The organism is Shinella sp. (genome assembly GCF_052438155.1).
In the GTDB taxonomy this organism is placed as follows: Bacteria; Pseudomonadota; Alphaproteobacteria; order Rhizobiales; family Rhizobiaceae; genus Shinella.
Window position 1 is genome coordinate 22320 of sequence record NZ_JBQVPI010000008.1, and the last position, 24906, is coordinate 47225.

A 24906-nucleotide genomic window follows, 5' to 3' on the forward strand; every position below is an offset into this window, starting at 1 on the left:
GTCCTTGTTGAACAATGGAAAGTTTTTTTTCCCGCCGCCGAAGGACGGGAGCGATTTCAAAGAACTCTTCAAACGATTGGCCGCGGCGGGAGCGGGACGGCCTTTAGGAAGCGATGGATTTCCCGCAGGACCGTGGACGCCGGAGCTTCTTGCAGCGGCGATTTCGGAAATTGATTCGAACCGCATCGGGGTCGACCTGCGCACGGTGCAGCTTTGGTTCCAGGACAATGACAAAGGAATCAGCACCGCCAACATCCGGTGGCTGGCGAGGATTTTCGGATGTGATGATGCGGCCGCAACCAGCGAATGGCAGATGGAACTGAGCGCGGCGCAAGCTCGACTGACGGCTAAGAGGCGCGAAGGGAAGCGGGAGGCGGGAAGTGCGCCATTCGAAGGCCGGGATTTGGCACCCGCCCCAATCGAGATCGACGGCCTAGAGCCCGCGGCAGGACTGGTGCAATTTGCCCATGCCGCTGATGGAAAAATCCGTCCTACAGGGCTGGCGATGAGATCTGAGGCGCTCTTCAGCGGCGCATCCCCGCTGAACCTGCCCGCGGCAGTGTTTGCGGGCGCCACCGCCCTTGGCTTTTTGTCCTATGTGACGGGTATTCACAGCGCAAACGCCGAACGGATGGACGGGATCGTAAAGCAGGTCGGATTCCTTTGGGCGCCCAACTGGACTCTCGTCTTCCTGGTGTTGCTGCCGCTGTTTCTGGCTTTTACGACAGACCTTCTCGTCTTTTGGAAATCTGAGGGGCGCTTTACGGTCGGAGCGTCAGGCGATCAGGTCGAAAGCCGGAACGGATGGGCGCGCATTGTTGTAAGTTCTACCTTCACCTACTGGGCTGTTTTTCTCGTTTGCATCGTATTCGCGGGCGTGATCCAGTGGGTCGAAGTGTGTTTGCTTCCTTTGATGAAAGGTGGAGGCGACTATGCGATAGATTGGGGTAAAATAGCGATCGTGCGCCCGGACGTCATTTCTGTGCCCGAGGCGGTCATTTTTACAGGCCTCGCCTACTCGTATATGGCGATTTGCTTTTATATTTTCTTCGTTGGCCTAATTCTACTCTACACCATCGCCCACGACTTCTCGACAATTACAAAGAAGCTGAAACTTCGGCCGGAGGGACATCAACTTTGCGAGATCAACGAGATCGCCTTCAAGTCCATGTGTGCGATTTTCCGATGCACTGCGTTGGGCATCCTGGTCGCTATATGCATGAAGGGCCAAAGCTCTTATCTCTCATCTGCTGGCCGGAACATCGCGGTGTGGTTGATGAGCGACATGTCCTCAGCCCTACATGGAGGGATTAGTCCGAACGTCGCAACCGGATATAGAATGCCGACGCACTATAGTAGCCTCCTCATCGTTGTTTCGACGAGCATTGTATTCTTGTTCGCTTGTGTTCGCTTAGAATTGAACACCCGGTTTCGCAAGACTCTCTGGATAATGTCGATGGTCGTAGCCCTTCTTATTGCATCGTATCTGTTGATCGATGCGTTCCGTGGCTTCTCGATACTTTTGGCGCTATCAGTGCTTTCCGCGCTCTATGGCTTGTTTAATCCGGGGTTCGGAACATGGCGAGCACGCGGTTTTGGAGCCAAGATAAATGTTTCATAAATGGCTAGATCGATGGGATGAGCGGCGTGCGCGGCGGGGAGAGGAAGGGAAGCACCCGACCGCCTTCGCGCTCGACGCGGAGCTCGCCTTTCCCGGAGCCGACAAGGTTCGGAGCATCGAGGAATTCTGCCTCCTTGCGGAAGAGGCTCAAGCCGATCAGTCTTTCTTCGAACGACCTGATGGAGGCGACCAAGGGTTTCAGAGGCAAGATGAATGGCTCAAATTTCCCTCGGATATCACGACCGACGTTGAGGAAAACAATACCGTTTGGGCGAAGATAGCCGAGAGTGGATCGCTTGATCATGCGCTAGTGGTTTTTCATCATTGGAATGCGAGGGCGCGAAACAACCAGCTTGCCAGATTTCTTTCGCGGCGTGGCATTACCGTCGTCGAGATTGCCATGCCTTATCACTTCGAGCGTAGCCGCCCGGGCTCCACGCACGCTGATTACATGCTCAGCGCAAGTCTTGGCCGAACGATTCAATCGATCCGGCAGGCCGTTTTGGATGGGCGAAAGCTTATACGCTGGCTGAAGAGCGAAGGCTACAAACAGATATCTGTTCTCGGTATGAGCCTAGGCTCGTGGGTTGCAGGGCTCATCGCCGCGCACGATTCGACTGTGTCGAAAGCCTCGTTGTTTCTGACGGCTGGAAGCCTGGCGGATATGGTTTGGACGGGGAGAGCGACACGCGCAATACAAGGTTGCCTCGCCCCCCGAATTGAGCTGACCGATCTGAGAAGAGCCTGGTGTCATGTCAATATGGAGAATTGTGGGCACCGTTTGGCAAGATCCGGTCTCAATCTCCAGGTTGTGTTAGGAAAGAGGGATAAAGTGGTAAAACCGGAGGTGTCAGAGAACTTCATGCAGAAATTGTCTGGCGCCGGCGCAAGGCCACGCATATTGGATTTGAACTGTGGCCACTATTCACTGGCAATGCCGCCTTACAGTCTAATGGCAGGTTTGAGCTTAGATCGGTTTCTGCATGCGAGGAATCGGCCAAACCCACAGCTTGGGTTACGAGCACTGTGAGCCTTAAAAGGATGTAACCGGCAAACGGCGATTGCCGCAGAATTTCAATGAAAATTCCGACTCTTCACCTTCAGCCGGTCGATCAGAAGGTCAGGTACAAAAATGTCGCGCGGCGGCGCGGACGCCTTGGGTCGCTCCCGCGGGTCAGGCGCCCCGTTGCCGCGGGCAAACTCGTCCCCTCGCCCGTGAGGCAAAGGAAACTGCTCGTCCCGCTCACCCAGCTGGCAAAGATCTTCGGATAGATCGAACAGCCGCTGCGCCACCAGATGCACGACGTCGCCTTCTCGCTGGATCTTGCCATTAATGGCGAGCATCGATGCCGTCAGCACCAGCCGGCGCTGGCGCTCGAACACCTTCGGCCAGACAACTGCGTTGATGATGCCCGTCTCGTCCTCAAGCGTCATGAACATGACCCCCTTGGCCGAGCCGGGGCGCTGACGCACGAGGACAAGCCCGCCGCTCATCAGCCATCGGCCATCCCGCTCGGCCATCGCCTCGGCGCATGTCACAATCCGCTTGCGGCGAAGATCCTCGCGAAGAAACGAAACGGGGTGCTGGCGGAGCGTCAGGCCGACATGGGAATAGTCCTCGACGACTTCATGCCCGGTTCTCATGGCGGGTAGCAGAACCTCGGGTTCCTGCGCTTCGGAAACTTGGCGCGCTTCACGTTCCGCCGCCGCGCTCCATAAGGCGAGTGGCTCATCGCGCAAAGCCTTGATCGCCCAAAGCGCGTCGCGTCGCTGGAGCTTGAGCGACGGCAAAAACGCATCTGCCTCGGCCAGCTTGACGAGCGCCGCCGTCGGTGCGCCGGAACGGCGCCATAGATCGTCGGCGGAGGCGAATGGTTCGTCGGCGCGCGCCGCCACGATCCGGGCGGCATCCGCGGTCGAGAGCCCCTTTACCATCCGCATGCCCAAGCGCACGGCTTTCAGGCTGCCTTCGCCGGCGTCCTCCAACGTGCAGTCCCATCGAGACGCGTTGACGCAGACGGGCCGGACCTCAACGCCATGGGTCCGCGCGTCGGATACGATTTGGGCAGGAGCGTAAAAACCCATTGGCTGCGAATTCAGCAGCGCGGCGCAAAAGGCGTCCGGGTGATGGCATTTGACCCAGCTCGACGCGTAGGCGATCAGCGCGAAACTGGCGGCATGACTTTCCGGAAAGCCATACGATCCGAAGCCTTCCAGCTGCGAAAACGTGCGCTCGGCGAACTCTTCCGTGTAGCCATTCTTCACCATGCCGGCGACCAACTTGGTCTTGAACCTCGAGACGCCGCCGGAGAATTTGAACGTCGCCATCGATTTTCGCAGTTGATCGGCCTCGCCGCCGGTAAAGCCCGCGCAGACCATCGCCACCTTCATCGCAGACTCTTGAAACAGGGGAATGCCGAGCGTCTTGGACAGCACGGCCTCAAGCTCCGGCGTCGGGTACTCTACCGGCTCGCGACCTTCACGCCGCCTGAGATATGGGTGGACCATGTCACCCTGGATTGGCCCCGGCCGGACAATGGCCACCTGAATGACGAGGTCGTAAAACGTGCGCGGCTTCAGCCGTGGCAGCATCGACATCTGCGCGCGGCTTTCGATCTGGAAGGTGCCGAGCGTGTCGGCCTTGCGGATCATCGCATAGGTCCGGGGATCCTCCGCCGGGACCGAGGCGAGGTCGCGGACGTCCCCCTTATACTCGGCCATCAGGGCAAAGGCCTTGGCCATGCAGGTCAGCATGCCGAGCGCCAAGACGTCGACCTTCATGAACTTGAGGCACTCGATGTCGTCCTTGTCCCATTCGATGACCTGCCGATCATCCATGCGTGCCGGCTCGATGGGCACCAGATTGTCGAGCCGGTCATGGGTCAGCACAAAGCCGCCGGGGTGCTGGCCGAGATGGCGCGGCGCACCCATGAGCTGTTGCGTCAGCTCCAGCGTCAGCTTCAGCCTGTAGTCGGCGGCGTTGAGGTTGTTCTCCCGCAACTGGCGTTCTGAGACGCCTTCCGACCAGCCCCAGACTCCTGATGACAATTGCCCGATCATGTCCTCCGGCAAGCCGAGCGCCTTGCCAACATCACGCAGGGCACCCTTTGCGCGGTAGCGAGTTACGGTCGCGCAGAGGGCGGATCGGCTCCGGCCATAGGTTTCGTAAATCCACTGGATGACCTCTTCGCGCCTTTCATGCTCGAAATCGACATCGATATCCGGCGGCTCGTCCCGTTCCTGGGAAATGAACCGCTCGAACAGCAGGTCGTTGGTATCAGGGTCGATCGAGGTGACGCCGAGGCAGTAGCAGACCGCCGAGTTCGCAGCCGACCCCCTGCCCTGGCAGAGAATGCCCTTCGACTGCGCATAGCGAACGATCGAGAACACCGTCAGGAAATAGGGTGCATAGTTCATCGCCCGGATCAGTTCGAGTTCATCGCGCAGGGATTTCCGGACTTTATCCGGAATGCCCTCGGGGTATCGCACGTCCGCGCCCTCCCAGGTAAATTTGATCAGGGACTGCTGCGCGTCGAGCCCCGGCACGATCGCCTCTTCGGGATATTGGTATTGCAACTCCGCGAGATCGAACGTGCAGCGCTCGACGATTTCCCGCGTACGGGCCAGTGCTCCCGGATAGTCGGCGAACAGCCGGCGCATCTCGTCTGGCGCTTTGAGGAAACGGTCGGCGAGACGTTCACGGTCAAAACCGACGTCGTCGATAGTGGTGCGCGTGCGAATGCTGGTCACGACGTCCTGCAGCTGCCGGCGGCCGGGCTCGTGGAATAGCACGTCGTTGGTGACGATGGTTCTGATCCTATTGTGAGCCGCCATGGCCGCGATCCCGTGCAAGCGCATCCGATCGTTCGGTCGGCGGCGCAAGGTAAGCGCTGCATAGGCGCGATCGCCGAAGAGATCGGCCATCTTGCGGAGTTGCACGGCGCACGCCTCGTCGGCTTCATCCGGCACCAGCACGCCGATCATGCCGGCGGCGTGCTCGGAAAGGTCGGCGAAATCGATGAGGCAATTGCCCTTGCCGCCGCGCGCCTTGCCGAGCGACAGCAGGCGCGTCAGCCGCGAATAGGCCGGACGGTCCGTGGGATAGACGAGGATCGACATGCCATCGATGAGATCGAGGCGACACCCGACGACGAGGCGCACGCCGGTCGCCTTGGACGCCTCCCAGGCGCGCACGATGCCGGCGAGGCTGTTGCGGTCGACAATACCGAGCGCGTCGATACCGAGCGCGGCCGCGGTCGCGAACAGCTCGTCCGCGCTGGACGCCCCGCGCAGAAACGAGAAATGTGTCGTGACCTGCAGCTCGGCGTATTTCATCCGAACACCCCATGCAGGAACCACAGGTGAGAACCTGTCTCCGGATCGATGCCGTCGCCGGCGCGGTAGACCCAGTAGCGCTCGCCAAGCTCATCCTCGACCAAGAAATAGTCGCGTACCGCCTGGAACTCGCGGGGTCGTTTCCACCACTCGCCGAAAATGCGCTCCGGCCCGTCGGCTCGGACGACTCTCCGTCTCTTGCCGCGCCAGGTGAAGACCGCGGGTGGCTGGTCCGGCAGAAGCGCCATAACCTCGATGCGCTCGGGATGCGCCAGCAACCGCGATGGGCGTGGCCACTTGTTGGCCCAGGTCTGGCCGATGTCCGGCGCCGTCGCCGGAATCCGCCGCACGGAGCGTTCTGGAACGTCGGACGCCACCGGAGCGACCCGGAACAACCGATGACCGCGGTTGCCGAGGATGTCGACGAGCGGCGTGATATCGGCGATCTCTTCCTCGACCAGCGAGGAGACCACCTGCCGCTCCTCCAGCGGCTCGGCGAAAACGGCGACGAGCACCAACTTTTCGATGCCGAAACCGGGATCGATTTTTTCGATGCGATCGCACAGCAGCTTGGACAGGCGCGCCGGATCGCGCACCGGCTTGGCAAGGCCGGCGCGAAGATGCTGGCGCGTATTATCGACGCGGTGGATGACGAGGTCGCAGCGCCGCGCGCCAAGACCGTTTTCGGCAAGCTTGGCGGAGAGCTGCCCGACCAGCCGCCGGACATATTTGGCGATGGTTTCCGGCGCGCCGATCGGCTCCGCGAAACTCTTAAAGACCTCCACCAACTCGGGCGTGCGGATCGGCTCGATCGGCTCCGCCACCCGCCCGAACAACTGGTCGAGCCGGCGGGCGGCCTCCGGGCCGAAGCGAAGGGTCAGCGGCGCGCGCGGCATGGCGGAAAGCTGGCCTACCGTATCGATACCGAGAACACGAAGCCCCTGGATCGTCTCGGCCGGCAGCCGCAAGGCGACGATCGGCAGGTCGACCACCGCTTTCGCAACATTCCCGACCCGAACAACGGTCGTTTCCGCCAAGATCAGCCGGGCGATGGCGTGCGAGGCGCCCCATGTGTCCGAGACGGCCGCCCGTGCCGTCAGGCCATGGCCACGCAGCCGATTGACCAGCCCAGAGATGAGAAGATCCTCGCCGCCCTGAAGATGGTCCGCGCCCTCGGTATCGATGACAAGACCGTCGGCGCCGTCGACGGCGACCACCGGGCTATATTGGCGGAGCGCCCAGAGCGCCAGCCGCTCGAGCGCGGCCGCATCCTCGGCAGGCGCGGCGTCGATCATCAGGAGATCCGCAACCATGGCCTGCGCCTTGCTCGCCGGCATGCCGACGCGCAGGCCGAGTTTTGCGGCCGTCGGATCGGCCGCGGAGATCCAGCGCTTTGATCCGCGCCGCGCGATCACGACAAGCGGCTTGTCAGCCGGCAAGGCTTCGCCAGTGCGTCGTCTGATCCGCTCGGTCGCCAGATGCGGGAAGTAGACAGATACGACCCTTGGCATCGGGGGCTCCAATTTCAAATTCGGCGCATTCGCCCGCTTTCACGCGCATTATCTCCGCCAGCCAGCGCGCCTTCCCGACGCCGGCCACCGGCAGCTTCTCGGACGGTAGAGTGCTGATGCGCCACCGCGTCGTCGAGGCCGTCGGCTGTCCATAGTCCGAGGCCTCGTTCTGTCGCCGCCATCGGCGCAGGACGATGCCCATGCTGCCGGTCTTCTCGGCCGCGAGCTGCAGCCGACGGGACGCGGTCATCGACAGGCGGACCAGTTCGCCGACAACACAGGACAGACCACCGAAGGCCAGCCCCTCTTCGAAGGCCGACAATACCTCCTCCTCCCGGTCGCTTTCGCAGAAGACGACGCGATCGGGATACAGCCCTGCCTGCGAGATCGCCGGGAAAAACAGGTCCGGGCGCGTCATGCACCACAGCACTCTTCCCTTCGTCCGCGCGGCGACGCCTGCAGAAAACAGCGCCGCGGCCGCACCGTCGACCGTGCCGCCTCCTCCGCCGGCAACCTCGTGCAGCGCCCCGAAGGCCAGCCCTCCTCCAGGCAGTGCCCGGTCGATGTCCGCGACACCGAACGGAAGCGTCTGCCTTGCGCGTTGCGCGCCGCCTTCGAGGCGGCCAATGCGCTCTCGCAGTTCCGCAAGCACAGGATTGAGGGCATGGTTGGCCACGGCAGAATTGTTGCTCCTTCAGGGTTTTCAGCAGGTCTTCAAGCTGATATGTTCATTATTTGTTCCGATTGGCGAAACGAGTCAATCGGGCCTCCGCCCCGGATGACCCGCCGCCGCTAAGCCGTTGAAACGAATCCGTTAGCTGCATCAAGGGGATATCTGTCCGTGGAAGGGTCAGGAAAATTTTCTTATACGTGCTGGGGACAAATGGCGGCGGCTCATCTCGAAAAACTCAACGAACGCCAGCGCGAGGCGGTCGAACATGGCGTCGGCCTGCCCGACGGACAGATCGGCGGTCCGCTGCTGATCATCGCAGGCGCCGGGAGTGGCAAGACCAACACGCTCGCCCACCGCGTCGCGCATCTGATCGTCAACGGCGCCGATCCGCGCCGCATCCTGCTGATGACGTTTTCCCGCCGCGCCGCTTCCGAGATGACGCGGCGAGTTCAGAGGATCTGCCGGCAGGTGCTGGGCGACAATGCCGCGATCATGACCGATGCGCTCGCCTGGGCGGGGACGTTCCATGGCATCGGCGCGCGACTGCTTCGCATGTATGCCGAACAGATCGGGCTTGGTGTCGATTTCACGATCCATGACCGTGAAGACAGCGCGGACCTGATGAATATAGTCCGTCATCAACTCGGGTTCTCGAAGACGGAAAACCGCTTTCCCACCAAGGGTACCTGCATCGCGATCTATTCGCGGGTGGTGAACTCGGAGACGTCGATCGGCGAAGTTCTCAAAGCCTCATACCCATGGGCTGTGGAATGGGAGCGCGAGCTGAAGGAACTCTTCGCCGGCTATGTTGAAGCCAAGCAGGCACAGGACGTCCTGGACTATGACGACCTCCTCCTCTACTGGGCGCAGATGGTCTCGGACCCGGATCTAGCGGACGACGTGGGCGGCGGGTTCGACTATGTGCTTGTCGATGAATATCAGGACACCAATCGCCTGCAGGCGGCCATCCTGATGTCGCTGAAGCCGGGCGGCCGTGGCCTGACTGTCGTCGGCGATGATGCCCAGTCGATCTATTCGTTCCGCGCGGCCACCATTCGCAACATCCTGGATTTTCCGAAGGAATTCTCACCGCGGCCGGCCGACGTCATAACGCTCGACCGCAATTATCGGTCAACACAGCCGATCCTGGCGGCCGCCAACGGCGTCATCGGCCTTGCGCGCGAGCGCTACACCAAAAACCTTTGGACCGATCGCACCTCCGAGCAGCGGCCGATGCTGGTGACGGTGAAGGATGAAATCGACCAGGCTGCCTATATCGTCGAGCAGGTTCTGGCCGCCCGCGAGATCGGCGTCGCCCTCAAACAGCAGGCCGTGCTGTTTCGCAGCTCGAACCATTCCAGCGCGCTGGAAATCGAGCTGACCCGGCGCAACGTCCCCTTCGTGAAGTACGGCGGCTTGAAATTTCTCGACGCTGCCCACGTCAAGGACCTGCTCGCCGTCTTGCGTTTCGCCCAGAACCCACGCGATCGCGTTGCCGGGTTCCGATTGCTTCAGCTTCTTCCGGGCATCGGGCCGCAGACCGCCGGCAAAATCCTCGACACGATCGCGGCCGATCCCGAGCCGCTCCAGTCGCTCGCCGAGATCCCGCCGCCACCCAAGAGCGGTGACGACTGGCCCGCCTTCATCACGCTGGTTACCGCCCTGCGCAAAGCCGAGGCCGGCTGGCCGGCGGAGATAGGAACGGTCAGGATGTGGTACGAGCCGCATCTCGACCGCATCCACGAGGATGCCGACACGCGCAAGGGCGACCTCCTTCAGCTCGAACAGATCGCCAGCGGTTATCCGAGCCGGGAACGTTTTCTGACCGAGTTGACGCTCGATCCCCCCGACGCGACCAGCGACCAGGCTGGCGTGCCGCTGCTCGATGAGGACTATCTGATCCTCTCAACCATTCATTCGGCCAAGGGTCAGGAGTGGCGCTTGGTGTTTATGCTCAACGTTATCGACGGCTGCATCCCGTCCGATCTCGGCACGGGCACGACCGCCGAACTGGAAGAGGAGCGCCGGCTGCTTTATGTCGGCATGACGCGGGCGCGCGACAGCCTCGCCCTCATCACGCCGCAGCGCTTCTACACCTACGGCCAGAATTCCCAGGGGGACCGCTACGTCTCCGCACAAAAAACCCGTTTCATTCCTGCGACCCTCCTGCAGTATTTCGAGGTGACGAGCTGGCCTAAGGTCGGCGCATCGGCCACTGAACGGAGCAAGCGAAACGTCCGGATCGATGTCGGCGCGCGAATGCGATCGATGTGGACGTGACACACGCGGGCAGGATGCGAGCGTACGCGGCCAAAGGCGATGGATAGACAGGACCCGACCGAGACGATGGCGATGGGTGCGGATGGCGAGCAACGGGTCCGACGCATCATCCATGTCGACATGGATGCCTTTTACGCCTCCGTCGAACAGCGCGACAATCCGGAACTGCGCGGCAAGCCCGTCGCCGTCGGCGGCTCCGCGGCGCGCGGCGTTGTCGCCGCAGCGAGCTACGAGGCACGCGCTTTCGGCGTTCGTTCCGCCCTTCCGTCCGTCACCGCCAAACGACGCTGCCCGGACCTCATCTTCGTGCCGCCGCGCTTCGAAACCTATCGCGCTGTCTCCGCGCAGATCCGGGAGATATTTGCCGAGCACACGGACCTGATCGAGCCGCTTTCCTTGGACGAAGCCTATCTGGATGTCACCGAAAACAAGCAGGGCATCCCGATCGCCACCGAGATCGCGACGATCATCCGGGCGCGCATCAAGGAAGTCACCGGCCTCAACGCCTCGGCCGGCATCTCCTATTGCAAGTTCTTGGCCAAGATGGCGTCGGATTTGAACAAGCCAAATGGCCAGGCCGTCATCACGCCGAAAAACGGGCCTGCTTTCGTCGAGGCGCTCGCGGTCAAGAAATTTCATGGTGTTGGGCCGTCCACCGCATCGAAAATGGAACAGCTCGGCATCTTCACCGGCGCAGACCTTAAGGCGAATTCGCTGGCCTTCCTGCAGCAAAATTTCGGCAAGTCTGGCGCCTGGTACTACAACATCTCGCGCGGCATCGATAACCGGGCAGTCCAGCCGGATCGACCGCGCAAATCGCTCGGCGCGGAAGACACCTTCACAATCGACATCTTCGATCACGCGGCGGCCCGCGCCGAAATCACCCCAATCGCCACGAAGGTCTGGCGTCAATGCGAGGCGAAGAGGCTCCATGGGCGCACGGTGACGCTGAAGGTCAAATATGCCGACTTCCAGATCATCACGCGCAGCAAGACGACGACGGCGCCGATCGCCACGATGGACGATCTTGAAGCCGTCGCGCAATTGCTGCTCGATCCCTTGTTCCCGACCGCAAAAGGTATTCGCCTGCTCGGCATTACGCTGTCGTCCTTCATCGATGACGAGGTGAGCGAGGCGGGCCAGCTCGAACTGCAGATCTAGTTTGGTCGACTTCAGGCGCCGTCGGTCGAAATTCGGCCGGGCCGCCTTACATTGCCATTGCATCGCAACGAAGCCCGCCAATCGGAGGAGCCATGTGCAACGATTATCGCCTGATGGTCGAACTGGCCTCGGTCATCGAGGAATTCGAGCACTTGAAGATCAAGATCCGGTTTCCCGAGGGGCGCCCAAATATCGAGGCGCGCGAGGATATCAAGATCACCGATACCGGGCCTATCGTCCGGACCGTCGAAGGCGAGCGTGGCATCGGCGAACTGGTCCAGCGGCGATGGAGCTGGCCAAGTCCGACCAGAAAGCCGGTCTATAATTTTCGCTCTGAAGGCCGAGAGTTCACCTCCAATCGCTGCCTCATCGTCGCCGACGGTTTTTATGAGTTCACAGCTCCGGCTGACCCAAAAAAGAAGCGCAAGGACAAGTGGCTGTTCCGCAAGGTCGGTGAGCCGATCTTTGCCATTGCCGGCATATGGCGTGAAACAGAGGACGTGGGAGAGGCATACACAATGTTGACGATGGAGCCAGGGCCGGACATCGCACCCTATCACGACCGCCAGATCGTCATTCTCGAACGGGACAGTTGGGCCGATTGGCTCGATCCTTCGGTGTCCGCCAAACCACTGATCAAGCCCCTTCCGGCCGGATCACTCTCGGTGGAGCAGGTCGGCTGATGCGCTTCACCTTTCCTCACAGCCATGCATTTCCGGGCGGTGAAGTCCGGATCGAGGATGCCGAAGCAACCGAAGGAAGATGCGTGGTGGCATTTGGCGACGGCGTCGCGATGTTCGGAGACTGGCATCCGGACCGCGATGCCATTGTTCTCGATATCCCAGCCTATCGTGCCACCAGGGGAACGGACGTCGAAGCCCGGCGTTGGCGATTGGTTTACGACCAGCAGGGTCGCTGGCGCTCGAAGCGGTGTCCCTGAACCGGATCGACCGCTGTTCACCGGAGCCTGGGCCTATTGGCCTCGAGGCCCGGTGAGAAACGAAAGGCCCGAGCACCACCCCCGGATGAGCCATCCTACATCCATTCCCCGTCGGCGCTTTTAAACTTTGACGTACCTGCCACCCAGCGGACGGAACTTTCCTCGTATAGTCACGGTTGGTCGACTTGAAAGGAGCTCAGCATGACCAACGATCCAAAAGACCCGAAAAAACCTCTGGAGATCCCGCCGGAAGAGACACCGGACTCGCTACCGGATATTCCCGAACGCCCGATTGAAGAACCCGGACCGGATGTCGTTCCGGAAGAAGCTCCCGACGTCACGCCCGTTCCGGGGGAGGAAGTCCCGACCAAGATGGGCAATTAGGTCGTCCATGCAGAAAGCCGCCGAAATTTCCTCGATCAGAAGGGAACCACTTTGCCTGAACGGCGTTTATCGCCCCGGTCAGATTGGGAATAATGAAATGCTTTCTGTTATTTGGGACAATGCACTCGCCATCCTCCTTCCAGGCATGCCCCGCGCGATCGAGATCAAAGACCCAAGAAACGCCATGTTCGTGCTGGCGGAGAGATGGCCGGTGACCTACGGACGCGCGTTCCAACGAGCGCTCGCATTTTGCGCGAAGGCGATTGAAGGGAAATGCTCTCCATCCAGAGCAAGGTTGGCGTTCCTCGCGGCGGCGCGAGAGGCGAATGTCCCGGTCGTTCGCTGAAGACCCGCCAACCCACGGCTCGTGCGTGCCTGCCCATGAGACAGGAACGAATCCGCCTCTCTGGGCATTTCTCCCGCAGACAAAGTTGGTTCGCCGCCCCGCTACTGAAGCGGGGCGTCTTTTTGGAGTCCTACAGGAGGTCCGCCATGAATGTCAGAATTCCTCCGCCGCAACTGCCGACAACCGGTCCTGATGTCACGCTGGAATGCGAGCGGGCGATTGATGGCGCAGTGCGCGAGCTTGTCGATCATGCCATCATCGCCGGTTGGCCACCCGAGGTGGCATTTGAGGCAATCAAACGCGCCGCCGAACGTCAGGCGACAGCCTATCACGAAGAACCCGACCCGGCAGACGACCCGGCCGAAGCTCGCCCGCCGACCGGCTTGTCGCTAGCGCCGTTCTAACGGTCGTCGATGAAGATCGCGACCTACAACGTCAACGGGGTCAACGGACGCCTCGCCGTGCTGCAGCGATGGCTGAAGGAGGATTCCCCTGACATAGTCTGCCTGCAGGAACTGAAATCACCCAATGATCGGTTCCCGCGCGCGGAGCTGGAGACCGCTGGCTATGGCGCGGTCTGGCACGGCCAGAAAAGCTGGAACGGCGTGGCGATCCTCGCCAAGGGCATCGTGCCCCTCCTTACGCGACGCGGTCTTCCGGGCGACCCCGACGATACGCACAGCCGCTATATCGAGGCCGCGGTCGACGGCCTTCTCATCGGTTGCCTCTATCTTCCGAACGGCAATCCCGCGCCCGGCCCGCAATTCGACTACAAGCTCCGCTGGTTTCAGCGCCTGCACGCCTATGCCGGCGAGCTCATCGATCTCGACGTTCCCGCCCTGCTGGTGGGCGACTTTAACGTCATGCCGACGGACCTGGATGTGTATGCTCCGGAGCGCTGGCGAGACGATGCACTGTTTCGCCCGGAGGTTCGCAAAGCCTATGCCGATCTGGTTTCGCAAGGCTGGACCGATGCCATCCGTCATCTCCACCCCGACGAGCGGATCTACACGTTCTGGAAATATTGGCGCCATGCCTTCGAACGCGAAGCGGGCCTGCGGATCGACCACTTCCTGCTCAGTCCCGCTGTCGCCCCCTGGCTGCGTTCGGCGAGCGTGCGGCGCCGGCCGCGCGGCTGGGACCACACCAGCGACCACGCACCAGTCGTGATCGAAATCGAGCCGCCATCCGAATGATCTCAACTTGAAGGCCGTTGCCCGCTCCTGGGTTCGCGCGACCGCGCCACCCGCCGCGCATTGCGCAATTCTTCGATGGTCGGAAGCCACCAGCCGCGTCGGCGCTCGTCATGCTGAGGCGCGGCCTTCGACGGCCACGTCTGCACCAGTTCTTCCAGCGACGGAATGCGCCATAGTCCCCAAACCTGGACTCCATCAAAGTCCGGATAGAGATCGGCGATGTCCTCATGTTCGATCAACTCGCCTGTGATATCGCTGATGACGACGATGCCGTAGGCCTCGGTGGCGATGGGCCGGTCCAGCGGCGGGAGGTCGGCCGCCGGAAGGGGAATTCGTCGACGTCGGCGCTCCGCCGATCGACAACGGGCTTTCCGTTCGTCCTCGGTGCCCTTTCGCGCCTCGGCACGCTTGCGCCGTTCCTCCGGTTCGCAGCGCTGCGCCTCGGCTTCGATCGCCTGCCAATGGTGAAGAAGCTCGTCGTAGGAAGCGAAGGGGACGCGCCAGACCTTATGATTTCCATCCCAGCGGGCGAACGGCACCTGCCGGATTTCCTCGACCAGCTTTCGCGAGTAGGGCGTCCTGATGCGAAAGCCGTCTTTGTCGATACTCAGATATGGGCTGAGGATCGGCTCGAAGGCGAAAGCGTCTCTTCCCTTTTCTTCTGCGAACGGATCGGCTCGGGATTCTTCCCTGGCTTTCCACCGGTCGAAGCGCCGTTGGGCTGTCTTTCCAGGGACGAGCCAAGCCTTGCGCCGATCACTCCAACAGGCCCGGGGAAATTCCTGCCGAAAGCGCTGGACCGTCATCCGGTCAAGCGGAAACGAGACGGCGACACGCTCGTCGCCGTCATCGGTTTCGACTCTCTCCGATTGGACATTGTCGCCCATCGTGTCATCCTATGGCGCATCCGCCATTCGTCAGTGCCTGGTAGGCCGGCCGCCGCGGTCGCCTTCGCCGGGCTTGGCCTCGTTTTTGGCCTTTTGTCGACGGTCGGCCGACAAGGAACGGCTGACGTCGACGCTTCCCTTAAACCGACCGTTCTCGTCGCGACGATCATAGCGATTGTCGGTCCCTGTATCGATGGTCTCACGCTTCGTCATGACTTCTTCCTTTCGGGTTGCAATGTTGGAAGAACGCACGGCGCTTGCCAAAAGATGCAACGAATCAAAGGCATATTCCGGACTCGCACTAGTCGAGCAGCGCGGACCCTAAGCCGTTGATTTCTGATTCATTTTAGACGCGGAACAAAATCGCAAGTGATTCGCTTTGGTTGCGTCGAGTCGGGAGTATCGAGATGGCCGGTCATCGTGCCCAGTGGAAGGGTTTTATCAAGTTCGGCGAAGTCAGTTGCGGGGTGGGTCTCTATACGGCCGCCAGCACCTCCGAACGCATTTCGTTTCACACGATCAACAAACGGACAGGGAACCGCGTCAACCGCATCTTCATCGACAGTGACACGGGCAAGGAGGTCGAACGCGAGGACCAGACCAAGGGTTTCGAGATCGAGAACGGCCAATATATCATGATCGATCCTGAGGAAGTTGCCGCCACGATCCCGGACAGCAACAAGACGCTCATGGTCGAAGCCTTCATCGCCTGCTCCGATGTCGACGACGTCTATTTCGACAAGCCCTACTATCTCGTCCCGACCGACCGTGTCTCGTCTGACGCGTTCACGGCGCTGCGCGATGCGATGGAGAAATCCCAGGTCGCCGCGGTCGCCCGCACGGTGCTGTTCAGGCGGATGCGCACGGTCCTGATCCGGACGCACGGCAAAGGCCTGATCGCGACCACCATGCAATATGACTATGAGGTCCGCTCGTCGGAAAAGGCGTTCGAAGAGATTCCGAAGCTACGCATCAAGGGCGAGATGCTCGACCTCGCCAAGCACATCATTGCCACAAAAAAGGGCTCTTTCGATCCGGCCGCGTTCGACGATCGGTACGAAGCGGCCATCGCCGAACTGGTGAAGGCGAAGATCGAGGGCAAGGCCCTGCCGAAGCGCAAGGAGGTCAAGGTCTCGACGCCTGATGATCTGCTCGCAGCCCTACGCGAGAGCGCCAAGATGCTGAAGGCTGGCGACGACAAGCCGAAGCGCGCAGCTGCCAATGCCGACAAGGGCGCCGGCCAAAAGCCCGCGACACGCACGCATGCCTCGAAGTCGAGCCGCGACGCGGCTGCCCAGCGTAAAGCCAGTTGAGGAGAGAGACGATGGCGCCCCGCCCCTATTGGAAAGGCTATCTCAAGCTCTCTCTCGTGACCTGCCCGGTCTCGATGTCGCCGGCGACGTCCGAAAGCGAAAAGGTTCGATTTCACACCCTCAACAAGGAGACGGGCAACCGCGTGGTCTCGCAATATGTCGATGCGGTCACGCGCAAGCCTGTCAAGGACGAGGACGAGATGAAGGGCTACGCCCGCGGCGAGAACGACTATGTGCTTCTGACCGATGATGAGCTTGATGCCGTCGCCCTCGACACGGTCAAAACGATCGATATCGAGAAATTCGTGGCGCGCGACAGCATCGAATGGATTTATCTGGAGAAGCCGCATTACCTCGTCCCGGACGATCCTGTCGGACACGAGGCCTTCGCCGTCATCCGTGACGCCATGTCCGCTGACAAGGTGTTCGGCATATCCAGGCTTGTGATTGGTCGGCGCGAACGGGCTGTCGTGCTCGAGCCGCGCGGCGAGGGCATCGTGCTCTGGACGCTGCGCTTCGGCGACGAAGTCCGGCCGGAGGAATCCTACTTCGAAGACATCGATGACAAGGCGGACCCCGAGCTTACTCCGCTGGTGCAGAAGTTCATCAAACAGCACACCAGGAAATGGTCAGCGGACATGGTTTCCGACCCGGTGCAGGACGCCTTGCTCGATATCATCGCCAAAAAGAAGAAGGCGCTGAAACCGTCGCGGAGGGGCAAAGCCAAGGGTGAGGATCGCCCGTCCGGCGACAATGTCATCGACATCATGGATGCGCTGCGCAAAAGCCTGGCAGCCGGCGAGAAAGGCAAGCGCGCATCCTGAATTCTTCACGGAAGACACCTATGTTCGGACTCTCCGCATGTGATGGACACCGATGAAACGAAAGCGCCAATCCGCCATCCCCCTTTACGACGAGTCCCACGAGACGCTCCAGTCGCGTCCGGTGCGAAAGCGGGATCCCGAGCAGCCGAGCCTGCCGTTCGATCCGATGCCAGATCGCGTCGAGCCGTGTCTCGCCCTGCTGCGGCCCGCGCCGCCGGAAGGATCGGACTGGCTCTACGAACTCAAATGGGACGGCTATCGCCTGGCGATCCACATCGAACCGAAGGGCGTGCAGATCATCACGCGCGGCGGACACGACTGGACCCATCGCTTCCCCAAGATCGCTGAGGCCGCCAGCAAACTCGGTGTGGGGACCGCCATTCTCGATGGCGAGGCCGTGGTCCTCAACAAGGACGGGCATTCGGATTTCGGGGCGCTTCAGCGCTCGCTCGGCGGGCGAGGTGGCAAGCGCGCCTCGACTGAAGCTGTGTTCTTCGCCTTCGACCTCCTCTATTTCGACGGCCACGACCTGACCAGGACCGAGCTCGCCGTTCGCCGGCACCTGCTCGAGGACTTTCTCGACGACGCGGTCGGCGCGGTGCAGCTCTCGGAAGAAGCTCATGGGGACGGAGCCGCGCTCCTCGCGAACGCATGCAGGATGGGCCTCGAAGGCATCATCGCCAAGCACCGCGACAGTCCCTATCGATCCGGCCGTACCGGTGACTGGATCAAGATCAAGTGCGTCCAGAGCGAGAGCTTCATGGTCGTCGGTTACGAGCAGTCGGACGCTGCGCGCGGCGGCATCGGAAGCCTGCTGCTGGCGGGACGCAAGGGCAACGGCTGGGTGTCGGTCGGTTCAGTCGGGACGGGATTCAAGGCGGCCGACGCGGAATACCTGCGCAAGACGCTCGACAAGCTGAAGACCAAAAGGCCCGTCGTGCCGCTGAAGGGCAAGAACTACGTCTTCGCCCAGCCGACGCTCATCGCCGAGATCGAGTTTCGCGGCTGGACGGACGACGGAAATCTGCGCCACGCCTCCTACAAGGGACTGCGCGAACTCCAGGACAATGCCGCGGTGTTCGAGATCAGGGACTAGCTGGCCGGTGGATAGGGCGCGTGATCCTGTCGGGGTGCCTTTTCACCAGGACGCCGCAGCGCACGAGCTGTGTTGATAATCGGCACCAACACGGGTGATCGGATCAATTATGTCGAACCGTCGACGTGCTCAAGCTCGAAAAAGAATAGCCGATCGTCATGCCTCATTACCATCACTCCCATGAGACGCTTGTCGTCGATCCTTCGGAAATGATCCACGATCGGCTGCTCGTCGTAGGTCATGGCGGCGCTCACAATGCCGTCGAAGGCAAGCATTCTGACAGAGGCGACGGGACCGTTCGCTCGCATCCGGCGCTCCAGACAGGAGAACAGGTGTCGTGCGATGCGCGTCCTGCCCAGCTTGTGAAAGTGGAGCGCCAACCGAAGGGGAATTCGACTCGGATTGATCGCGATCAGACGGCGCTCTCCGGACCGGAATAGTAAGGCGTCCGCGCGCATCTCCGGGGTAAACCGCTTGCCGAACCAGCCGAGATTCTCCAACACGCCGTCGAGTGGATGATCCGACGGGATGCCCCGCCCTTTCATAGGCCGACGAGGTCGTGCTGCCCGATCGGCGGCAGCCGTCGAAATCTCTCAAGTGCGGTTTGCTGATTTTCCAACGACCCACCTGTCCTCTTGGTGCCGTCCGCGCGGTTCGATATCGCCGACACTGACGGATCCTAGCGGTCGAGGTCAGCATGATCGAGGCCGAAATGATCCAGCACGAGTCGCAGATTTCGGCGGTTGGATTTGAAATAGACGTCGAAAACGTCACCCAGGACCGGAACGCTGCCTGCCACCGTATCGAAGCCCACATTGACGAGCATCTTGAAGAGCGTCTCCTTCGGCACGCCGAGACGGCGCGCCTCGTTGACAATGAAGAGGCTGACTGCGGCGGCGCCAAAGTCGCCGATGCCGGGGATAAGGCCAAGAACTGAGTCGGCGCCGAGCGAGACGCCCGTGCCGGGAATTCGGAGCGCCGTATCCATCAATCTTGCCAAGCCGCGTATCCGGCGAAGACGCATCAGATGGTCGATCGGAATGTCGTGCTTCACGCCCGCCCGCGATCCCCTGCCCTGTCTCGCGCTCATGCTGCGGCCTTTTGCTTGCCGAGCCGCTTGATGGCCTGCTCCAGCGGCCGCTGCCCGTCGCAATAGTCCTCCCAGGCCGTCGTTTTCTTCAAGAGCGCCGGCACCGTGCGGATGGTGAAGCGTTTCGGATCGAGGTCGGACTTGACCTGCGTCCAGTTCAGCGGCATCGACACTGTGGCCCCCGGCCGCGCCCTCGGCGACAGAGGCGCCACGGCGGTCGCCATGCGATCGTTGCGCAGATAGTCGAGGAAAATCCGCCCTTCCCGTAGGCTCTTGGTCATCTTGATCAGGTAGAGGTCGGGATTGTCGCGGGCCATTTCCTGGCAGACGTCATGAGCAAACCCCTTGGCCTCGGCCCAGGACAGCGGCTTGCGCTTGTTGACCGCGAGCGGCGTCACGACATGCAGACCCTTGCCGCCGGTGGTCTTGCAGAAGCTGATCAGGCCGAGATCGCCCAGCCGATCGCGCATCTCGCGCGCAGCGGCAACCACCGTGGCGAAATCCACATCGGGGCCGGGATCGAGGTCGAATACGAGACGGCCCGGCACGTCCGGCTGGCCGGGTGCACAGTTCCAGGGATGCAGCTCGATCCCGCCGATCTGGGCGATGGCGATCAGCCCCTCGACGCGATCGACCTGAAGGTATGGCTTCTTGTCGCCGAAGACCTTGACCAGCTCCAAAAGGTTCGACGTGCCAGGCATGGCGTGCCGCTGGAAGAACTGTTCGCCGCCGATACCGTCGGGCGCGCGGATGATGGAACACGGCCGACCCTTTACGTGGTCGATGAGCCACGAACCGACCGCCTCGTGATAGTGGCCGAGATCCTCCTTGGTCACCGGCTCGCCATCGCCGGCATCCGGCCAGAGCGGCTTGTCCGGGTTCGAGACGAGCACGCCCATGACATCGGCTTTCGCGCCCTTACGGCGGCTGGGCTTTTCCTTCGCGACGGCCGCTGGCTCCGGCGTCTCGGTCTTTGCGGGCGAAGCCGGCTTTTCGGCCTCGACCTCCGCCGCGGGCTTATCCTCCCGCAAGCCTTTGAAGGCGGCCTGGCGCACAAGGCCGTCCGCGGTCCAGCCGGCAAACTCGATCTCAGCGACGAGCTCTGGCTTCAGCCAGACGACCTCCCTCTCCTTCTTCGGCGCGCCGATCCCGGTAAAGGGGGACTTTTCCGTCTCGACCGCTTCCAGCTTCGGCAGCAGGGTCTCGACCTTCTTCGCGCCGTAGCCCGTGCCAACGCGGCCGACATAGACAAAGTGGTCTCCGCGGTTGACGCCGACCAGCAGCGAGCGGAACTTGCCGTTCGTCTTGGCGTAGCCGCCGATCACGACCTCATGACCGGCGCGGCATTTCGATTTCGCCCAGGTCTCGGTACGGCCTGACTTATAGGGTGCACCTGCCTGTTTTGAGACGATGCCTTCCAGGGAGAGCTTGCAGGCAGAGCGCAGCACCGCGTCGCCGCCGGTTTCGAAATGCTCGACGAACCGCAGATGGGGATCGTCGGTGGCATCATCCAGGAGATCCTGCAGGCGCGATTTCCGGTCGGTCAGCGCCTTCTCCCGCAGATCCTCGCCACCGTCGAACAGCAGGTCGAACGCGAAATAGACGAGGTTGCCGGTGTTCTTCTCAGACAGTGCCGCCTGCAGCGCGGCAAAATCCGGCGCGCCGTTCTCGTCGAGGGCGCAGATCTCACCATCGATGATGCAGTCGGGAAGCGGCGTGGCTGCGTCCGCAATCTCCGGGTATTTGGCCGTCCAGGTCAGACCCTTACGTGTCTTCAGCGTAACCTTTCCATTCGCAACCCGCATCTGGATGCGATAGCCGTCGAACTTGATCTCGTGCAGCCAATTCTCGCCGGCGGGCGGACGGTCGAGTGTTTCGCAGAGCTGCGGCGGGATGAAATCTGGAAGGTCGGCAGCCGTCGACGTCGCCACCTCATTGCCGGATCGATTTTTCTTGCGCTCGTCGGCGGCAAGGCCGGACTTGCTATCCCAGACGGCATCCGCCTCTACATCGCCGCTCGCCATCATAAACGGCTTCGGCTTGCGGCCCTTGCCGCCGGCGATCTGTTCCATCGTCCGCCCGGAGGCGACGGAGGTCATGTTCTCGTCGAGGATGGCCGCGCCGTTCTCCTCCACGGAATGGTCATCATGGTGCTTGATCAGCAGCCAGTTGGTGCGCTTGCCGCCGTCGCGGTCGTGGCGCATCCGAACGAGAACGAAGCTGCCGTGCAAACGCTTGCCGTGCAGCGTAAACTTGAAGTCGCCCTTCTTGAGTGCTTCTTTCGGCGACTTGTTGCCCTCCGGCTCCCAATAACCGCGATCCCAGAGCATGACCGTCCCGCCGCCATATTGGCCCTTCGGGATCGTGCCTTCGAAATCGCCATAGTCGAGCGGGTGGTCTTCCACTTCGACCGCGAGCCGCTTATCGCCGGGATCCAGTGAAGGGCCTTTCGTCACCGCCCAGCTCTTGAGCACTCCGTCGAGTTCGAGACGGAGATCGTAGTGGAGACGGGTCGCATCGTGTTTCTGGATGATGAAGCGCAAACGCTTCGAGGGTTTGACCTCCGTTGAACCGCTCGGTTCCTGCGTCTGCTTGAAATCCCGCTTCTTCTTGTAGGTTGAGAGCTTGTCAGCCGCCATTATCGACCTCGTTCCATCTCGCGTTGCCGGAACCCGTCAAGGAACCAGCCGCGTCGAGACGAAAACCCCGCGCGAACGATTGTTGTTCCCGCGCTCGACGCGATGTTCGTTGCGAGCGCCGCGCTTGGCGAATATCTTCGCCGTCGGCGCAACGCCGCTCAGCTTACGAGGATTTTTATGGCAACGGGTACGGTCAAGTTTTTCAATCAGGACAAGGGTTTTGGGTTCATCACGCCCGACGACGGTGGGCAGGATGTCTTTGTCCATGTCTCCGGCGTGATCTCCGGCGGGCCGCTGCGCGATGGCTCTAAGGTCAGTTATGACCTCGGCCAGGACCGCAAGACCGGCAAGTCGAAGGCGGAAAACGTTCGCGCGATCTGACCGGCGCGGGCCAAGGGCGGCGGCTAGCCGATGCCGCCGCCAAGCAGTTCAAGGGTTCGCGGATCCGGTTCGCCGGCGAAGAAGCGCTGAAGGGCGAGCCGAAACCTATCCTCCGCCGCGCCGGCGGTCTCGTTGAACAGCGTCATTGACGAGCTGAACTTGAGATCGTCGGGCGAACCGAAGATATCATGGGCCGAACGGTCGGACACTCCAAGCACGGTATCGACCGCCTGCGCCAGTCGTTCAGCAAGCAGGGGATGCAGGAGATAGGCCCGCGCCTCTTCGATTGAGCCGATCCCGTAGAAGTTCGCAGTCGGAGATCTGCCGAGCGCGCGCAGCTGCGGAAAGACGAACCACATCCAGTGGGTTTGCTTACGCCCGGCTCTCAGCTCGGCAAGGACCGTGTCGAAGACGAAATCCTGCGCAGTGACGAAGCGGGAAAGCTCAAAGGGATCGTTCTCTGCCATCGACCGCCACCTTCGATGTCGCTGTTAGATCGGGGCGGCCGCCAGCAGCACCGCGACTGGCACAGTGATAGCCGAGGCGCTGATCGCCAATGCTGTGGCAAACCTGATGATGCGGGCGCGCCGCGCGCGCCGAGGATCCCATTCATACGCCATACAAGTCGTCCCTCCGGCTGCAAAGAAAGCATGGGCAATGGAGAGAGTCCATCCTCGACACAAGGCGAGCGCACATCGCCAACACTCACCATTGCAAAGCGGACCGCAGCACCCATCTTTGCGCACGGAGGTCAGTGGAGAAATGCAATGCGACAGTTTTTCGAAGACATCGCGCCGGACGATGGGGTTGAAATCATCAGCCCCCCTGACAGGAAGGCAGGTTCCCGGTGCTCCATGATCTGCCTCTGTTGCCAGCGGGCCGACCAGTCGATGGACGACGACGGTTGCGGCATTTGCGATACATGCCTGGGCGCACCCGCTCGCGCGGCAGACAATCCGGATGAGCTTGAATTTCGCGGCACCCTCTCCCATCTATCGTTCATGGCCCGTAATCGATGACTGCCTGCAGCGATGGTGCTCTGTCGCGCATTCATAGTCGTCCGGGTTCGAAGGGCGCTCCCCGAAAGGGTCGAGCGCCCTTCGTATATCGGCCACGTCTCCGATCGTCCTTTTCGCGCCGTCTTTTCGCTGTAGCGATTTGACTTCGTGTCGTACCGCACCAGATCAGCACCACTCGTCCGTCACAAGCGGGTGAACCGGGGAGGTCCGGGGCAGCCCCCGCTGCATCGGATCCCCCTGACGCATGAACATAACGCAGGAAACGAAATGCCTCTCAGCAGGAAGAATGGCGCATCGGCGCCCAAAGAACTCGGGCTGTTCTGGCCAATGCAGACACCCGAGGGCAAGACCATCGACGTCTACATCTTCGCCAGCACACTTCAATCGTTCGATGCGGATCCGGTGGGTCCAGTCGGCTTACTCAAACGGCACAGGGCTCTGCTCGAAACCATCGCCAGCGAAAAATATGATCATCACGGTGTTGGCGATACCGGCCCTCTGCGCATAACCGAAGATGATCTACGCCGGCCGAGCGGCAAACTTTCAAGCCAGACAGAGATCGGCTGACAAGCCTAGAGTGTTACCGACAGTCCGCCGCCGGCTCTTTTACGGTTCCCTCGGAATTCTTCGCTGCCATGGCGGCCTCAATCTGCCTCATTACCTTGGCGGCCTCAAGCAGAATAGCCCTCATTTCGTCGTCGTAGCGGTGCAGGGGTGTGGTGAAACGTTGAAGTTTGGCCCCTTTCGGCGCGGAAGAATGACCCCAGATTTGGTAGATTAACACGCTGCCTAATGTTTCGTTTCCCCGATATGACTGGGGTCAACCGTCCGCGCCGATGGTGGGGTCAAATACCACGCCAAAACGCACAAGGGCACTTCACGCCGATGCCCCATGAGATGGTCGACCAGGGTGCCGGTCTCCGTGACCTTCGGAATACCTGGGTTGTGGCGAAATAGTAGAGTAATGCGACCAACGCTACGGCAAACGCGGTCAGAAAGCTAATTTCAACCAGTTCGCGATAGGTGCAGGCGTTCATCCAGAAAATGATGAGATCGACCAGAAACAGCGTGCCGAACAACGGCGCTACAAAGCCAAGTAGGGCGAACCCAACCAGGGCGTTGAACACAAAAAACTCTAAAGCCTACGAATAAATTAGCTTGCTTCTCTGGGTTCTCACTAGAGAGATGTTTAATCTGACCCCGGTTTGGT

Annotated in this window: 25 protein-coding genes and 1 pseudogene; 16 read left to right on the top strand and 10 right to left on the bottom strand. The window is 61.3% G+C overall.

What is annotated here, in order from left to right:
- The first annotated feature begins 4 nt into the window (after positions 1–4).
- A complete protein-coding gene (locus ACT6VE_RS16300; protein WP_444799602.1) occupies positions 5–1621 on the top strand; it encodes an RcgA family putative transporter in 1617 nt (538 codons plus the stop codon).
- Positions 1611–2651: an RcgR family putative quorum lactone hydrolase gene (locus ACT6VE_RS16305; RefSeq protein WP_444799603.1), complete on the top strand. Its 1041-nt coding sequence runs from the start codon at positions 1611–1613 to the stop codon at positions 2649–2651. The genes ACT6VE_RS16300 and ACT6VE_RS16305 overlap by 11 nt, the downstream gene beginning before the upstream one ends.
- Positions 2652–2695: 44 nt before the next feature.
- Here the strand turns inward: ACT6VE_RS16305 and ACT6VE_RS16310 are convergent, their stop codons facing one another.
- From ACT6VE_RS16310 to ACT6VE_RS16320, 3 genes are read right to left on the bottom strand one after another with little or no spacing between them, the layout of a single operon-like run.
- Entirely contained in the window at positions 2696–5956 is a 3261-nt protein-coding gene (locus ACT6VE_RS16310) for an error-prone DNA polymerase (RefSeq protein WP_444799604.1), read from the bottom strand.
- Positions 5953–7467: a Y-family DNA polymerase gene (locus ACT6VE_RS16315; protein WP_444799605.1), complete on the bottom strand. Its 1515-nt coding sequence runs from the start codon at positions 7465–7467 to the stop codon at positions 5953–5955. The genes ACT6VE_RS16310 and ACT6VE_RS16315 overlap by 4 nt, the downstream gene beginning before the upstream one ends.
- Entirely contained in the window at positions 7385–8143 is a 759-nt protein-coding gene (locus ACT6VE_RS16320; protein ID WP_444799606.1) for an ImuA family protein, read from the bottom strand. The genes ACT6VE_RS16315 and ACT6VE_RS16320 overlap by 83 nt, the downstream gene beginning before the upstream one ends.
- Positions 8144–8350: 207 nt before the next feature.
- On the opposite strand from ACT6VE_RS16320, the gene ACT6VE_RS16325 reads away from it, so the two are divergent.
- The 8 genes from ACT6VE_RS16325 (at position 8351) to xth (ending at position 14447) form a co-directional block, all read left to right on the top strand.
- Entirely contained in the window at positions 8351–10420 is a 2070-nt protein-coding gene (locus ACT6VE_RS16325) for an ATP-dependent helicase (RefSeq protein WP_444799607.1), read from the top strand.
- A 39-nt stretch (positions 10421–10459) separates the two neighbouring features.
- Positions 10460–11581, top strand: coding sequence for a DNA polymerase IV (gene dinB / locus ACT6VE_RS16330; protein WP_444799608.1), 1122 nt, complete (start codon positions 10460–10462; stop codon positions 11579–11581).
- Between the two features lie 92 nt (positions 11582–11673).
- Positions 11674–12264, top strand: a complete 591-nt coding sequence (locus ACT6VE_RS16335) for an SOS response-associated peptidase (protein WP_444799609.1) — start codon at positions 11674–11676, stop codon at positions 12262–12264.
- Entirely contained in the window at positions 12264–12521 is a 258-nt protein-coding gene (locus ACT6VE_RS16340) for a hypothetical protein (RefSeq protein WP_444799610.1), read from the top strand. The genes ACT6VE_RS16335 and ACT6VE_RS16340 overlap by 1 nt, the downstream gene beginning before the upstream one ends.
- 201 nt (positions 12522–12722) lie before the next feature.
- The gene (locus ACT6VE_RS16345; RefSeq protein WP_444799611.1) at positions 12723–12905 is read left to right on the top strand and encodes a hypothetical protein; all 183 of its coding nucleotides are present in this window, start codon (positions 12723–12725) and stop codon (positions 12903–12905) included.
- A 7-nt stretch (positions 12906–12912) separates the two neighbouring features.
- On the top strand, positions 12913–13251 hold the full coding sequence (locus ACT6VE_RS16350) for a DUF982 domain-containing protein (RefSeq protein WP_444799612.1): 339 nt from the start codon (positions 12913–12915) through the stop codon (positions 13249–13251).
- Between the two features lie 146 nt (positions 13252–13397).
- Positions 13398–13655: a hypothetical protein gene (locus tag ACT6VE_RS16355; RefSeq protein WP_444799613.1), complete on the top strand. Its 258-nt coding sequence runs from the start codon at positions 13398–13400 to the stop codon at positions 13653–13655.
- A 9-nt stretch (positions 13656–13664) separates the two neighbouring features.
- Positions 13665–14447 carry an exodeoxyribonuclease III gene (xth, locus tag ACT6VE_RS16360; RefSeq protein WP_444799614.1) on the top strand — a complete coding sequence of 261 codons (783 nt, stop codon included), beginning with the start codon at positions 13665–13667 and terminating at the stop codon, positions 14445–14447.
- 2 nt (positions 14448–14449) lie between these two features.
- Here xth and ACT6VE_RS16365 read toward each other — a convergent pair whose 3' ends face one another.
- Positions 14450–15334, bottom strand: coding sequence for a hypothetical protein (locus tag ACT6VE_RS16365; protein ID WP_444799615.1), 885 nt, complete (start codon positions 15332–15334; stop codon positions 14450–14452).
- Positions 15335–15364: 30 nt separating this feature from the next.
- A complete protein-coding gene (locus ACT6VE_RS16370; protein WP_444799616.1) occupies positions 15365–15547 on the bottom strand; it encodes a hypothetical protein in 183 nt (60 codons plus the stop codon).
- A 194-nt stretch (positions 15548–15741) separates the two neighbouring features.
- Here ACT6VE_RS16370 and ku (ACT6VE_RS16375) point away from each other — a divergent pair, with 194 nt between their 5' ends.
- From ku (ACT6VE_RS16375) to ligD (ACT6VE_RS16385), 3 genes are read left to right on the top strand one after another with little or no spacing between them, the layout of a single operon-like run.
- The gene (gene ku / locus ACT6VE_RS16375; RefSeq protein WP_444799617.1) at positions 15742–16647 is read left to right on the top strand and encodes a non-homologous end joining protein Ku; all 906 of its coding nucleotides are present in this window, start codon (positions 15742–15744) and stop codon (positions 16645–16647) included.
- Between the two features lie 11 nt (positions 16648–16658).
- On the top strand, positions 16659–17471 hold the full coding sequence (gene ku, locus ACT6VE_RS16380) for a non-homologous end joining protein Ku (RefSeq protein WP_444799618.1): 813 nt from the start codon (positions 16659–16661) through the stop codon (positions 17469–17471).
- Between the two features lie 52 nt (positions 17472–17523).
- Positions 17524–18567 (top strand): non-homologous end-joining DNA ligase, encoded by a 1044-nt coding sequence (ligD, locus tag ACT6VE_RS16385; RefSeq protein ID WP_444799619.1) that lies wholly within the window; start codon positions 17524–17526, stop codon positions 18565–18567.
- 107 nt (positions 18568–18674) lie between these two features.
- Here ligD (ACT6VE_RS16385) and ACT6VE_RS16390 read toward each other — a convergent pair.
- The 3 genes and pseudogenes from ACT6VE_RS16390 to ligD (ACT6VE_RS16400) form a co-directional block, all read right to left on the bottom strand.
- Positions 18675–19186: pseudogene (locus tag ACT6VE_RS16390) on the bottom strand (DUF4334 domain-containing protein).
- 60 nt (positions 19187–19246) lie between these two features.
- Complete coding sequence (locus tag ACT6VE_RS16395) at positions 19247–19657, bottom strand: DUF4112 domain-containing protein (protein WP_444799620.1); 411 nt, start codon at positions 19655–19657, stop codon at positions 19247–19249.
- Positions 19654–22296, bottom strand: coding sequence for a DNA ligase D (gene ligD / locus ACT6VE_RS16400; protein ID WP_444799621.1), 2643 nt, complete (start codon positions 22294–22296; stop codon positions 19654–19656). The genes ACT6VE_RS16395 and ligD (ACT6VE_RS16400) overlap by 4 nt, the downstream gene beginning before the upstream one ends.
- Positions 22297–22473: 177 nt before the next feature.
- Here ligD (ACT6VE_RS16400) and ACT6VE_RS16405 point away from each other — a divergent pair, with 177 nt between their 5' ends.
- Positions 22474–22677: a cold-shock protein gene (locus tag ACT6VE_RS16405; RefSeq protein WP_112803963.1), complete on the top strand. Its 204-nt coding sequence runs from the start codon at positions 22474–22476 to the stop codon at positions 22675–22677.
- 23 nt (positions 22678–22700) lie between these two features.
- On the opposite strand, the gene ACT6VE_RS16410 is transcribed toward ACT6VE_RS16405, so the two are convergent.
- Complete coding sequence (locus tag ACT6VE_RS16410; RefSeq protein ID WP_444799622.1) at positions 22701–23144, bottom strand: DUF1810 domain-containing protein; 444 nt, start codon at positions 23142–23144, stop codon at positions 22701–22703.
- Positions 23145–23444: 300 nt separating this feature from the next.
- On the opposite strand from ACT6VE_RS16410, the gene ACT6VE_RS16415 reads away from it, so the two are divergent.
- The gene (locus ACT6VE_RS16415; RefSeq protein WP_444799623.1) at positions 23445–23696 is read left to right on the top strand and encodes a hypothetical protein; all 252 of its coding nucleotides are present in this window, start codon (positions 23445–23447) and stop codon (positions 23694–23696) included.
- A gap of 267 nt (positions 23697–23963) precedes the next feature.
- The gene (locus ACT6VE_RS16420) at positions 23964–24263 is read left to right on the top strand and encodes a hypothetical protein (protein ID WP_444799624.1); all 300 of its coding nucleotides are present in this window, start codon (positions 23964–23966) and stop codon (positions 24261–24263) included.
- Positions 24264–24541: 278 nt separating this feature from the next.
- Here the strand turns inward: ACT6VE_RS16420 and ACT6VE_RS16425 are convergent, their stop codons facing one another.
- Positions 24542–24823 (bottom strand): hypothetical protein, encoded by a 282-nt coding sequence (locus tag ACT6VE_RS16425; protein ID WP_444799625.1) that lies wholly within the window; start codon positions 24821–24823, stop codon positions 24542–24544.
- Between the last annotated feature and the right edge of the window lie 83 nt (positions 24824–24906).

Coding starts and splice junctions, on each gene's coding strand:
- ACT6VE_RS16305 (WP_444799603.1), top strand. CDS start 1,611: ATGTTTCATAAATGGCTAGATCGATGGGATGAGCGGCGTGCGCGGCGG.
- ACT6VE_RS16310 (WP_444799604.1), bottom strand. CDS start 5,956: ATGAAATACGCCGAGCTGCAGGTCACGACACATTTCTCGTTTCTGCGC.
- ACT6VE_RS16315 (WP_444799605.1), bottom strand. CDS start 7,467: ATGCCAAGGGTCGTATCTGTCTACTTCCCGCATCTGGCGACCGAGCGG.
- ACT6VE_RS16325 (WP_444799607.1), top strand. CDS start 8,351: ATGGCGGCGGCTCATCTCGAAAAACTCAACGAACGCCAGCGCGAGGCG.
- dinB (WP_444799608.1), top strand. CDS start 10,460: ATGGATAGACAGGACCCGACCGAGACGATGGCGATGGGTGCGGATGGC.
- ACT6VE_RS16335 (WP_444799609.1), top strand. CDS start 11,674: ATGTGCAACGATTATCGCCTGATGGTCGAACTGGCCTCGGTCATCGAG.
- ACT6VE_RS16340 (WP_444799610.1), top strand. CDS start 12,264: ATGCGCTTCACCTTTCCTCACAGCCATGCATTTCCGGGCGGTGAAGTC.
- ACT6VE_RS16345 (WP_444799611.1), top strand. CDS start 12,723: ATGACCAACGATCCAAAAGACCCGAAAAAACCTCTGGAGATCCCGCCG.
- ACT6VE_RS16350 (WP_444799612.1), top strand. CDS start 12,913: ATGCAGAAAGCCGCCGAAATTTCCTCGATCAGAAGGGAACCACTTTGC.
- ACT6VE_RS16355 (WP_444799613.1), top strand. CDS start 13,398: ATGAATGTCAGAATTCCTCCGCCGCAACTGCCGACAACCGGTCCTGAT.
- xth (WP_444799614.1), top strand. CDS start 13,665: ATGAAGATCGCGACCTACAACGTCAACGGGGTCAACGGACGCCTCGCC.
- ACT6VE_RS16365 (WP_444799615.1), bottom strand. CDS start 15,334: ATGGGCGACAATGTCCAATCGGAGAGAGTCGAAACCGATGACGGCGAC.
- ACT6VE_RS16370 (WP_444799616.1), bottom strand. CDS start 15,547: ATGACGAAGCGTGAGACCATCGATACAGGGACCGACAATCGCTATGAT.
- ku (WP_444799617.1), top strand. CDS start 15,742: ATGGCCGGTCATCGTGCCCAGTGGAAGGGTTTTATCAAGTTCGGCGAA.
- ku (WP_444799618.1), top strand. CDS start 16,659: ATGGCGCCCCGCCCCTATTGGAAAGGCTATCTCAAGCTCTCTCTCGTG.
- ligD (WP_444799619.1), top strand. CDS start 17,524: ATGAAACGAAAGCGCCAATCCGCCATCCCCCTTTACGACGAGTCCCAC.
- ACT6VE_RS16395 (WP_444799620.1), bottom strand. CDS start 19,657: ATGAGCGCGAGACAGGGCAGGGGATCGCGGGCGGGCGTGAAGCACGAC.
- ligD (WP_444799621.1), bottom strand. CDS start 22,296: ATGGCGGCTGACAAGCTCTCAACCTACAAGAAGAAGCGGGATTTCAAG.
- ACT6VE_RS16405 (WP_112803963.1), top strand. CDS start 22,474: ATGGCAACGGGTACGGTCAAGTTTTTCAATCAGGACAAGGGTTTTGGG.
- ACT6VE_RS16410 (WP_444799622.1), bottom strand. CDS start 23,144: ATGGCAGAGAACGATCCCTTTGAGCTTTCCCGCTTCGTCACTGCGCAG.
- ACT6VE_RS16415 (WP_444799623.1), top strand. CDS start 23,445: ATGCGACAGTTTTTCGAAGACATCGCGCCGGACGATGGGGTTGAAATC.
- ACT6VE_RS16420 (WP_444799624.1), top strand. CDS start 23,964: ATGCCTCTCAGCAGGAAGAATGGCGCATCGGCGCCCAAAGAACTCGGG.